Below are 10936 nucleotides of genomic sequence, written 5' to 3' on the forward strand. Positions count from 1 at the left end.
CGCGAGCGCGGAGGACGCCACAGAGCTGCGCCGCAACGTCACCAGCCCGGGCGGAACCACCGCCGCGGCGCAGGCGGGGGTGATGGGCCAGCACGGCCTCCCCCCCCGCCATCCCCCTGCCCTGGCCCCGGCGGCGCGCCCGGCGCGGCCACGATCCCGGCTGGCCGGACGGGCTGCGCGGCCTCGCCGACCTCGACCGCGCGGAGGCGCGGGGCTGGTACCGCCAGGGATGGATGCTGATCTCGGTCGCGCGTCTGCTCTACGAGCCCGACCGGCCCGGCGCCGACTGGCCGGAGGATGCCGAGCTCCGCCGCAGCTGGAACGGCTGGCGCTCGCGCGCGATGCCGGCGAGCGTCGACACCGCCACCTGGCTCGTGCGGCGGCCCGCCGAGGTGCTGCCGGCGCATGTGCGGCGGATCGTGCGCGCCGCCCGGGACGCGGGCCACGTGCTCGCCGAACTGCTGCGAGGTGACGGACGGATCGCCGGTGCGACGGCGGCGATGCTGGAGGCACGGCGCGCGCTCGATGCCTGGATCGCCGTGCAGGCGGTGCAAGCCGGCACGCCGGCGGCGCGGTTCCGCCTCGCCGACGTCATGGTGCGGCTCGAAGGCCGGCCGATGCCGCCCTGGCGGCTCGCGCTGCAGCTGCGCGTGGCCGCCGCCTGCCGCGGGCCGGGCCTGCTTGCCTGGCTCCCGGATGCGGTCACCCTCGCCGCGGCGGCGGAGGAGGATCCCGCTCGGCTCGCGCGCGAGGCGTCCTGGCTCGGCCTGATCGATCCCGGCTTCGAGCCGCCGCCGTCGCTGCGCTGGCGGTAGCGGCGCGCCGTCCCCCCGGACGGCGAGGCGGGCGGTGCTAGGCTGCCGGCATGCGGATCGTCGTGCTGGCCCTGGCCGTGCTGGTCGCGCTGCCGGCGGCGGCGCGCGAGGTCAAGCTCTCCACCTGGAACATCTCCTGGCTGACCGCCAAACCGGCCGGCCATCCCGCCCTGCCGCGCTCGCTCCGCCCGCGCGGGGGCGAGGATCTCGCGCTGCTGCGGCGCTATGCCGAGCGGCTGGATGCCGACATCGTCGCCCTGCAGGAGGTGGACGGTCGGCTGGCCGCAGCGCGCGTGTTCGACGCCAGGGTCTACGACTTCCACTTCACCGACGAGACCGACACGCAGCGCCCCGGCTTCGCGATCCGACGCGGCATCGCCTGGCGCGCCAATCCGGACCTGGCCGCGCTCGACCTCGCGCCCGATGCGCGCTTCAGCCTGCGCCGCGGCGCCGACATCACGGTCACGATCGAGGGGCGCGCGCTCAGGCTGCTCAGCGTGCACCTGCGCGCCGGCTGCACCTGGGATGATCCGGCACGTTCGCAGCGCCTCCAATGCGCCGAGCTCGCCGGGCAGGCCCGCCATGTCGCCGCATGGATCGCCGCGCGGCGCGCCGCCGGCGAGGCCTTCGCCGTGCTGGGCGACTTCAACCGGCGCATGGACGGCGATGACGAGGTGTTCGCAACACTGTCACGGGCAGCCCCGCTCCTGCGTGCGACCGCCGGCTTCTCCAACCCGTGCTGGAACGGAACGAGCTTCATCGACCATATCCTGCTCGGCGGCGCGGCGCGGGAGTGGTTCGTGCGCGGCAGCCTGCGCGTGCTGGTCTATCGCGAGACCGAGCATGCGTTCCGCGAGCGGCTGTCGGATCACTGCCCGGTCAGCGTCACGCTCGATGTGAGATAGCGCCGCGATCCGGGCGCCGGAGGGGGCGGGGGACCACCGCGGTCCCCCCACTGGTTCCTGCGGACACGCTGCTCGGCGGCACGGGGTGCCCGGACTGCCGGGCAGGGACCCGGTGCCGTCCCGGGGTCACCGCACCCGGTTCGCCACCAGTTCCGCCACCACCGCCGGATCGGCCAGCGTGCTCGTGTCGCCGAGATTGTCGGTCTCGTTGGCCGCGATCTTGCGCAGGATCCGCCGCATGATCTTGCCCGACCGCGTCTTCGGCAGGCCGGGCGCCCATTGGATCACATCGGGGCTCGCGATCGGACCGATCTCCTTGCGCACCCACGCCACGAGTTCCTTGCGCAGCGCCTCGCTCGGCTCCACCCCCGCCTTCAGCGTCACGTAGCAGTAGATGCCCTGGCCCTTGATGTCGTGCGGCATCCCCACCACCGCCGCCTCCGCCACCGCCGGGTGCGCCACGAGGGCGCTCTCGATCTCCGCCGTACCCATGCGGTGGCCAGCGACGTTCAGCACGTCATCGACACGGCCCGTGATCCAGTAGTAGCCGTCGGCATCGCGCCGCGCCCCGTCGCCGGTGAAGTAGAGCCCCGGGAAGGTCGAGAAGTAGGTCTGCACGAAGCGATCGTGGTCGCCGTACACCGTGCGCATCTGCCCCGGCCAGGAATCCGCCAGGCACAGATTCCCCTCCGTCGCGCCCTCCAAAACCCGGCCCTCGCCGTCCACGATCACCGGCTTCACCCCCGGCAGCGGCAGGGTCGCGGAGCCGGGCTTCAACGCCGTCGCCCCCGGCAGGGGCGAGATCAGGATCCCGCCCGTCTCCGTCTGCCACCAGGTGTCGACGATCGGGCAGCGCTCCTCGCCCACCACGCGCCAGTACCACAGCCACGCCTCCGGATTGATCGGCTCCCCAACCGTTCCGAGCAGGCGCAGGCTGGCGCGCGAGGTCTTCCTCACCGGTGCCTCGCCCTCGCGCATCAGGGCGCGGATCGCCGTTGGCGCCGTGTAGAAGATGTTGACCTTGTGCTTGTCCACCACCTCCCAGAAGCGGCTGACGGTGGGGTAGTTCGGCACGCCCTCGAACATCAGCGTGATCGCGCCGTTCGCGAGCGGGCCGTAGACGATGTAGGTGTGCCCGGTCACCCAGCCGACATCGGCGGTGCACCAGTAGATCTCGCCATCGTGGTAGTCGAACACGAGCTGGTGCGTGTAGGCGGCCCAGACCATGTAGCCGCCGGTGGTGTGCAGCACGCCCTTCGGCTTGCCGGTCGAGCCGGAGGTGTAGAGGATGAACAGCGGATCCTCGGCGCCCATCGGCTCGGGCGGGCAGTCGGGCGAGGCTGCCGCGGTGAGCTCGTGGTACCAGTGGTCGCGCCCTTCCTTCATCGCAACGGCCGCGCCGGTGCGTCGCACCACGATCACGTCCTTGATCGTCGGGCAGTGCTTCAGCGCCTCGTCGGCGTTCGCCTTCAGCGGCACCTTGCGCCCGCCGCGCAGGCCCTCGTCGGCGGTGATCAGCAGGGTCGAGCCGCAATCCTCGATGCGCCCGTGCAGGCTCTCGGGCGAGAACCCGCCGAACACCACGGAGTGGATCGCGCCGATGCGCGCGCAGGCCAGCATCGCCACCGCCGCCTCCGGGATCATCGGCAGGTAGATCGTCACCCGGTCGCCCTTCTTCACGCCGAGCGCCTTCATCGCATTGGCGAGCCGGCAGACGCGCTCATGCAGCTCGCGATAGGTGAGGTGCGCGCTCTCCTTCGGGTCGTCGCCCTCCCAGATGATGGCGGTCTGATCCCCGCGCGCGGCAAGATGGCGGTCGAGGCAGTTGGCCGAGGCGTTCAGCACGCCGTCCTCGTACCAGCGGATATGCACCTTTCCCGTGTAGTCGACGTCCTTGATCTTGGTCGGCTCCCGGATCCAGGCGAGCCGTTTCGCCTCCTTCGCCCAGAACGCGACCGGATCGGCCGCTTCCGCCGCGACCATCGCCCGGTACCGCGCCGCATCCACGTGCGCGCGGGTCGCCCACGCGGGCGGGACGGGAATGACGGTCTCGGCGGCCTTGGACGGGACGGTGTCTGGCATCGGCAGTCTCCCCATCGTTGCGGCGCGCGGATGGCGCCGTCCGGGCGCCCGTCCGCTCCATGGTCCGGCCGCCGACCCTAGCCGATGCGCCGGGCGGTGAGGGAGCCCCCTTGCAGCGCGAAGCCGTCCCGCGACGCGGCGCGGCTCAGCCGTGCCGTCTGCCTGTAGCAATACGCCCGCCGCCACCGAACGGACGGACGCAGGGCGGACGGGCCGGCGCAGCCGCTGCGGGGAACGAGCGTCGCCCCCGCACGGTTTTCCACCGCCCCCCTCTTCCCTCCCTCCTGAGCGCGCGCACCTCCCCATGACGGCATCGCTCCGCCCCCGTGCCGCTCCCGCCTTGTCCCGCTCGCGCCGCCGTCGGATCATCGGGCCGCACAACCCGAGGGAGAGCCCCATGATCCGTCGCCGCACGCTGCTCGCCGCGCCCGCCCTCGTGCTGCCTGCAGCCGCGCGCGCGCAGGCCTGGCCGGCGCGCCCGATCTCCATGATCGTCGCCTTCGGCGCCGGCGGCGGCACCGATGTCGCGGCCCGCTCGATCGCGCGCTTCATGGAGAAGCATCTCGGCGGCGCCTCGATCGGCGTGGTCAACCGTCCGGGCGCCGGCGGCGAGGTGGGCTGGACCGCGCTCGCCCAGGCGGCGCCCGACGGCTACACGATCGGCTTCATCAACGTGCCCGCGATCGTCGCGATGACGGTGGAGAAGCAGACGCGCTTCACGATCGACAGCTTCGCGCCGATCGGCAACATCGCCTACGACCCGGCGATCCTCTGCGTGCGCAGCGACAGCCCCTACGCGTCGCTCGGCGCGTTCATCCAGGCGGCGAAGGCCGAGCCCGGGCGGATCACGGTCGGCACCTCCGGCGCGCCCGGCAACAGCGAGCATCTGGCGCTCCTGGTGATGCAACGGCTCACCGGTGCGCGCATCAACCACGCACCCTTCGGGGGCACCGCCCCCTTGCGCACCGCACTGCTCGGCGGGCACGTGCCGGCGGCGACCTTCAACCTCTCCGAGGGCGTGGACCAGGCGGCGGAGGGCAACCTGCGCATCCTCGGCGTGATGAGCGTCGAGCGCGAGGCGATGGCGCCCGACGTGCCGACCTTCCGCGAGCAGGGCGTCGACGTGGTGGCCGGGTCCTCGCGCGGCCTGGTTGCGCCGAAGGGCGTCGATGCGGCGATCCTCGCCCGGCTGCAGGATGCGCTCGCCAGGGCGATCAACGACCCCGAGTACAGGGAGGCGGCGATCAAGGCGAAGGTGCCGCTGCGCTACATGCCGGCCGAGGAGTACGGCGCGTTCCTGAAGAAGACGCTGGAGGAGATGCGCGCGATCTGGGCGGCGACACCCTGGCGCTGACCGCGCGGATGCGACGCAGCCTCGCCGAGCGGCTGTTTCCCGTCGGGATCGTCCTCGGCGCCGCCGCGCTGGTGCCAGCCACGCTCGCGATCCCGGACGAGGCGCGCAGCTTCCCCGCCGCGGTGCTGGCCGCCATCGTCCTGCTCGCGCTCTGGATCGGCCTGCGCGGCGGCGGCGACGACACACCGGTCGCGCATCACGCGGGACGGCTCGCGCTCGCGGTCGGCGCCGTGGGCGCGTTCCTCGGGGCCATCCCGCTGATCGGCTTCTTCCCGTCGGCCGGGCTGCTGATGCTGGGCCTGCCGATCGCGCTCGGCTATCGCGAGATGCGCGTGGTGCTGCCCGTCACCGCCGGGTTCCTGCTGCTGGTCTGGCTGGTGTTCGTGCGGCTGTTCGCCAGGCCGCTGCCGGCGGGCGCGCTCTGGGGCGGCTGAGCGTGTTCGATCCGCTGCTCGTCGCGGCGCCGAGTGTGCTCGCGCCGACGTCGATCCTGGCGATGGTGCTGGGCACGGCGATGGGGCTGGTGGTCGGCGCGATGCCCGGGCTGACCGTCACCACCGGCATCGCGGTGCTGATCCCCTTCACCTTCGGGCTCGATCCCCTGGTGGCGCTCGGGCTGATGGCGGGGATGTACAACGGCGGCAGCTATGGCGGCGCGATCACCGCGATCCTCCTGCGCGTGCCGGGCACGCCGGCCTCCGTCGCGACCGTGCTGGACGGCTACCCGCTCGCGCAGTCGGGCCGGGCCGGCTACGCGCTGCAGGTCGCGGTCGTCTCCGGCACGATCGGCTCGGTGCTGTCCGCGCTCGCGCTGATCCTGCTGGCGCCGCCGCTCGCGCGCGTGTCGCTGCTGTTCGGCCCGGCCGAGTATTTCTGGGTGGCGATGTTCGGGCTGGCGACCGTCGCGGTGCTGCTCGGCGACGATCCGCCCAAGGGGCTGCTCTCCGCCGCCCTCGGACTCATGCTCGGCACGGTCGGCCAGGACCTGATCACCGGATCGGAACGCTACACCTTCGACATCCTCGAGCTGGTGGACGGATTCTCGATCGTGGTGCTGCTGACGGGGCTCTACGCGCTGCCGCCCGTGTTCAGGATGGCCGAGGAGGCGGTGCGCGAGGGCATGCCGGGCTCGGCGCTGCGCCTCAGGCGCGCGGGCTCGGTGCTGGCGGAATGGCGCCGCTTCCTGCCGGTCTGGCTGAGAAGCTCGCTGATCGGCATCGTCGTCGGTGTCATGCCGGGCGCGGCCGGCTCGATCACCAGTCTGATCGCCTACAACGAGGCGAAGCGCCGCAGCGCCGAGCCTGAGAGCTTCGGCAAGGGCAACCCCGAGGGTGTGGCGGCGAGCGAGGCGGGCAACGGCGCCGACAATGCCGCGGCGCTGGTACCCGCGCTCACACTCGGCATCCCGGGCAGCGGGGTCGCCGCGGTGATCCTCGGCGGGCTTCTGGTGCACGGGCTGCGGCCGGGGCCGCAGCTCTTCCGCGAGGCCCCGGAGATCGTCTACGGCTTCATGCTGCAGATGCTGGTGACGGCGATGCTGCTCCTGCTGCTCGGCGGGCTCGCGGCGACGCGTCTCTTCGGCCAGGTGCTGCGCCTGCCGCCCGTGGTGCTGGCGCCGGCGATCGCGGTGATCACCGCGGTCGGCGTGTTCGCGGTCAACAATTCGGTGTTCGATCTCGGCGTGCTGTTCGCGATCGGGCTGGTCGGCTACGCGATGGAGCGGCTCGACTACCCGACCGCGCCGGCGGTGCTCGGGATGCTGCTCGGGCCGATGGCCGAGCAGCAGCTCCGGCTCGCGCTCACGATCGGGCTCGGCGATCCGGCGGTGCTGGTCGCCAACCCGGCGAGCTGGGCCGTGATCGCGCTCACCCTGCTGGTGCTCGCGAGCCCCTGGCTGCGCCGAGGCAGAACGGTCACGAGCTGAACATCGTCGAGGGCAGCCAGGTCGCGATCCCCGGGAACACCGTCACCAGCGCCACCGCGATGCACATGAGCAGGAAGAACGGTGCGGTCGCGGCGGCGACGCGGAAGATGTTCTCGCCCGTCAACCCCTGCAGCACGAACAGGTTGAAGCCGACCGGCGGGGTGATCTGCGCCATCTCCACCACCAGCACGATGAAGATGCCGAACCACAGCAAGTCGAACCCGGCCGCCTGGATGATCGGCAGCGCCACCGATACCGTCAGCACGATCATCGAGACGCCGTCGATGAAGCAGCCGAGCACGATGTAGAGGGCGGTGAGGGCGGCGATGATCACATAGGGGTGGAAGCCCTGCCCGCCGACCCACTGCGCCATCGCCACCGGGATGCGCGAATAGGCCATCGCCTGGGTGAGGAAGGCGGCGCCGGCGAGGATGAAGTTGATCATGCAGGAGAGCCGCACCGCGCCCATCAGGCTCGCGACGAAGCTCTCGCGCGTCAGCGTGCCGCCCCAGGCGGAGAGGATCAGCGCACCCGCGACACCCATCACCGCGGCCTCGGTCGCCGTGGCGATGCCGCCATAGATCGAGCCGATCACGCCGAGGATCAGCAGGATGATCGGGATCAGCGACGACGAGGCCTCGAGCTTGGCGCGCCAGGAGGTCGGCGGATCGCGCTCCGGCGTGAGCGAGGGGTTCAGCACCGACCAGAGCGCGATGTAGCCCGAGAACAGCACGATCAGCATCAGCCCCGGGATCACCCCGGCGATGAACAGCCGCACGATCGAGACCTCGGCGGCGACGCCGTAGACGATCATCACGATCGAGGGCGGGATGAGCAGGCCGAGCGTGCCGGAGCCGGCGAGCGAGCCGATCGCCATCTTGCGGTGGTAGCCGCGCGACAGCAAAGCCGGCAGGCTCATCTTGCCGATGGTCGCGCAGGTCGCGGCCGAGGAGCCGGAGACGGCGGCGAAGATGCCGCAGCCGATCACGTTCACATGCATCAGCCGCCCGGGCAGGCGCTGCACCCACGGCGCGAGGCCGCGGAACATATCCTCGGACAGTCTCGTGCGGAACAGGATCTCGCCCATCCAGATGAACAGCGGCAGGGCCGCGAGCGTCCAGGACGCCATCGCCTGCCACACCGAGGTGCCGAGCACCTTCTCCACCGGGAACTCGTTGAAGGCAGGGAACAGCATCGGCAGCACGACGATGCCGCAGAAGCCCGTCAGCATCAGCGCGATGCCGATCCAGACGCCGAGGCCCAGGAAGGCGAACAGCACGCCAAGCAGGAGGAGCCCCGCCTCGGTGAGCTCGACGTTCACCGGTCAGAGCTCCTGCATCGCCTTCTCGACCGCGGAGGCCGGCTCGTGCGCGCGGTACGAGGGCCGGCCGCCGGCGAGCGCCACTACCAGGTCGTCGAGCAGGGCGAGGGCGAACAGCGCGGTCCCGGCCACCATGGCGAGCTGGGGGATCCAGATCGGCACCGCCAGCATGCCCTGAGCGACCTCCTCGAACGCGAAGGAGTCGCGCATCGAATCGAAGCTCGCATAGGCGAACAGCAGCGCCATCGCCACGGCGAGCGCGAGTGCCGCCACCTCCATGCGGTGCCGCGCCGCGCCGCCGACATGGCCGATGATCAGATCGACGCGGATATGCGCGCCGTGGCGGAACGCATAGGCGAGCGGCAGCATGGCCGAGGCGGCGACGCTGAAGGCGGTGAGATCGTCGCCGCCCGGAATCACCATGCCGAGCTGGCGCAGGACGACCTGCGCCAGCACCAGTGCGCCGATCGCGACGATGGCCACCGCGCCGGCGATGCCGCCGGCGAGGTAGAGCGCATCGAGGCCGCGCCGGAGCGCCCTCACGCGCGAGGGACGGTCAGGCGCGCGCGATCGCGGCGCGGTAGGACTCGATCAGCTTCCTGCCGTCCTCGCCGGCCTTGGCGAGCCACTCGTTCACCATCGTCTCGCCCACCTTCTCGAGTTCAGCCATCAGCTTCGCGGGCGGCGGGTCGGTCACGATCATGCCGCGGCGTGCCAGCTCCTCCTGGCGCGTGCGCTCCTGCTCCTGCGCGAGCGACCAGCCGCGCTGTTCGGCGCGTTCGGCGGCGTCGCGGATCAGCGCCTGCGCGCTGCCCGGCAGCGCGTTGAGCGCGCGCGTGGAGCAGAACACCGCGTTCTTGGTGCGTGTGAAGCCGACCGGCGTGAAGTGGCGCACGAAGTCCCAGGCCTGGCTGTCCACGCCGGTCGCGGCCGAGGTGACCATCGCGTTCACCACGCCGGTGGCGAAGGCCTGCGGCACCTCGGCGGCCTGCACCAGCGTTGGTGTGGCGCCGACGAGCTGGGCGAAGCGCTGGGTCGCCGCATTGAAGGTTCGGAACTTTGTGCCGCGGAGCCCGTCGAGCGACTCGAGTTTCTCGTTGGTGTAGAAGCCCGATTGCGGCCACGGCACCATGTAGAGCAGCGTCAGCCCCTGGCGCTGCATGCGCGCCTGCACGAACGGACGCTGCAGCCCGGCCAGCACGCGCGCCTGGGTGAAGCTCGTCACCAGCATCGGGATCCCGTCCACCTCGAACATCGGATCCTCGTTGCCGTAGGCCGAGAGCAGGATCTCGCCCATCTGCACCTGCCCGGTCTGCACGCCCCGCTTGATCTCCGGCATCTTCAGGAGCGACTGGTTGGTGTGCAGCGTCACCGCCACGCTGCCCTCGATCTCCTTGAGGAAGCTGCGGATGTTGGCGGTGTGGAAGTTGGCGTCCGGATAGGGGGTGGCCATCTGCCAGCGCGCCTGGGCGCGGGCGGGCAGATGGGCGAGGGCGCCCGCGGCGAGGGCGGCGCCGAGCAGGGTGCGGCGGTTCATCGGCATGGTGCGAAGTCTCCCGTATTCCGTCGTTTCGGGGGATAACACCGTCTCCGCCGCGGCAGCGCAAGAGGGAACGTCAGGTCCGGACGGGGGCGGCCGCGTCAGTCGGACGTGCCGGCATCGTTGCCATCGAAGTGGTGCTGCAGCAGCTTGAACAGGAACAGGACGAAGGAAACGAACAGGATCAGCCCGGAGACGTAGAAGCCGGAGTCCCGGGCGGCCGCGGCCATGAACAGGCCGAGCAGGGCGAATGCGACGCCGAAGGCGCCGAACACGACCGTCGAAGGGCTCATCGCGTGCTATCCTTGTGCTCGTCAGGAGGGGGGGCGTCGTCGAACAGGATCCTGTGCGCCGCACCGTCGAGATCGTCGTACTGGCCCGACCGCAGGGTCCAGAGGAAGGCCGCGAGCGCGCCGAGGCCCAGCGCGAGCGAGAGCGGGATCAGCAGCGTCAGCGCGTCCATCCGGGCCTCCGCTCGACGCGCAGCGCGTTCAGGATCACGGTCAGCGACGAGGCCGCCATCGCTACGGCCGCGATCAGAGGGGTCACGAAGCCTGCGATCGCGAGCGGCACTGCGACCACGTTGTAGCCCAGGCTGACGAGGACGTTCTGGCGCACGAGCCGTTGCGCGCGCCGCGCGACCGCGACGGCGTCCGGCACAGCGGAGAGACGATCCGTCTGCACCACGACGTCGGCGGCCGCCTGGGTGACGTCCGCGCCCGAGGCGTAGGCGATCGAGACATGTGCGGCGGCCAGCGCCGGCGCATCGTTCAGCCCGTCGCCGACCATGAGCGGACGGCGGCCCTCGCGCTTGAGCGCCTCCAGCCTGGCGATCTTCGCCGCCGGATCGGCGGCCGCGGTCCAGCGCACGATGCCGGCGGCCGCGGCCGCGGTGGCGACCGCCGGCGCGCGGTCGCCGGAGAGGAGTTCCGGCGCCAGCCCCTGCGCGGCGAGTGCCGCGACAGCTTGGCGCGCGTCGGCACGCGGGGCATCGG

General features: G+C 71.8%; 12 protein-coding genes. 5 read left to right on the forward strand and 7 right to left on the reverse strand.

The window, feature by feature from the left end; genetic code table 11:
* Window positions 1–233 precede the first annotated feature (233 nt).
* On the forward strand, window positions 234–815 hold the full coding sequence (locus FK498_RS19345; protein ID WP_202614857.1) for a hypothetical protein: 582 nt from the start codon (window positions 234–236) through the stop codon (window positions 813–815).
* Window positions 816–865: 50 nt separating this feature from the next.
* Window positions 866–1720 (forward strand): endonuclease/exonuclease/phosphatase family protein, encoded by an 855-nt coding sequence (locus FK498_RS13730; RefSeq protein ID WP_141855472.1) that lies wholly within the window; start codon window positions 866–868, stop codon window positions 1718–1720.
* Window positions 1721–1846: 126 nt separating this feature from the next.
* Here the strand turns inward: FK498_RS13730 and acs are convergent, their stop codons facing one another.
* Window positions 1847–3802 carry an acetate--CoA ligase gene (gene acs / locus FK498_RS13735; RefSeq protein ID WP_141855474.1) on the reverse strand — a complete coding sequence of 652 codons (1956 nt, stop codon included), beginning with the start codon at window positions 3800–3802 and terminating at the stop codon, window positions 1847–1849.
* 397 nt (window positions 3803–4199) lie between these two features.
* On the opposite strand from acs, the gene FK498_RS13740 reads away from it, so the two are divergent.
* The 3 genes from FK498_RS13740 to FK498_RS13750 are packed head-to-tail and all read left to right on the forward strand — an operon-like array spanning window position 4200 to window position 7080.
* Window positions 4200–5156 carry a tripartite tricarboxylate transporter substrate binding protein gene (locus FK498_RS13740; RefSeq protein ID WP_141855476.1) on the forward strand — a complete coding sequence of 319 codons (957 nt, stop codon included), beginning with the start codon at window positions 4200–4202 and terminating at the stop codon, window positions 5154–5156.
* Between the two features lie 8 nt (window positions 5157–5164).
* On the forward strand, window positions 5165–5590 hold the full coding sequence (locus FK498_RS13745) for a tripartite tricarboxylate transporter TctB family protein (protein ID WP_141855479.1): 426 nt from the start codon (window positions 5165–5167) through the stop codon (window positions 5588–5590).
* Between the two features lie 2 nt (window positions 5591–5592).
* A complete protein-coding gene (locus tag FK498_RS13750; protein WP_141855481.1) occupies window positions 5593–7080 on the forward strand; it encodes a tripartite tricarboxylate transporter permease in 1488 nt (495 codons plus the stop codon).
* Here the strand turns inward: FK498_RS13750 and FK498_RS13755 are convergent.
* The 6 genes from FK498_RS13755 to FK498_RS13780 all read right to left on the reverse strand — a co-directional run.
* Window positions 7070–8401 carry a TRAP transporter large permease gene (locus tag FK498_RS13755; protein WP_141855483.1) on the reverse strand — a complete coding sequence of 444 codons (1332 nt, stop codon included), beginning with the start codon at window positions 8399–8401 and terminating at the stop codon, window positions 7070–7072. The two genes, FK498_RS13750 and FK498_RS13755, sit on opposite strands and share 11 nt — an antisense overlap.
* Window positions 8402–8404: 3 nt before the next feature.
* On the reverse strand, window positions 8405–8944 hold the full coding sequence (locus FK498_RS13760) for a TRAP transporter small permease subunit (RefSeq protein ID WP_141855485.1): 540 nt from the start codon (window positions 8942–8944) through the stop codon (window positions 8405–8407).
* Window positions 8945–8957: 13 nt separating this feature from the next.
* Window positions 8958–9944, reverse strand: a complete 987-nt coding sequence (locus FK498_RS13765; protein ID WP_141855487.1) for a TRAP transporter substrate-binding protein — start codon at window positions 9942–9944, stop codon at window positions 8958–8960.
* Window positions 9945–10042: 98 nt separating this feature from the next.
* Window positions 10043–10234 carry a hypothetical protein gene (locus tag FK498_RS13770; RefSeq protein ID WP_141855489.1) on the reverse strand — a complete coding sequence of 64 codons (192 nt, stop codon included), beginning with the start codon at window positions 10232–10234 and terminating at the stop codon, window positions 10043–10045.
* The gene (ccoS, locus tag FK498_RS13775) at window positions 10231–10404 is read right to left on the reverse strand and encodes a cbb3-type cytochrome oxidase assembly protein CcoS (protein WP_141855491.1); all 174 of its coding nucleotides are present in this window, start codon (window positions 10402–10404) and stop codon (window positions 10231–10233) included. The genes FK498_RS13770 and ccoS overlap by 4 nt, the downstream gene beginning before the upstream one ends.
* Window positions 10392–10936 (reverse strand): HAD-IC family P-type ATPase (locus FK498_RS13780; RefSeq protein ID WP_141855493.1); only part of this gene is annotated, 545 nt, incomplete at its 5' end. The genes ccoS and FK498_RS13780, both read right to left, overlap by 13 nt.

The organism is Elioraea sp. Yellowstone (assembly GCF_006704265.1).
In the GTDB taxonomy this organism is placed as follows: domain Bacteria; phylum Pseudomonadota; class Alphaproteobacteria; order Acetobacterales; family Acetobacteraceae; genus Elioraea.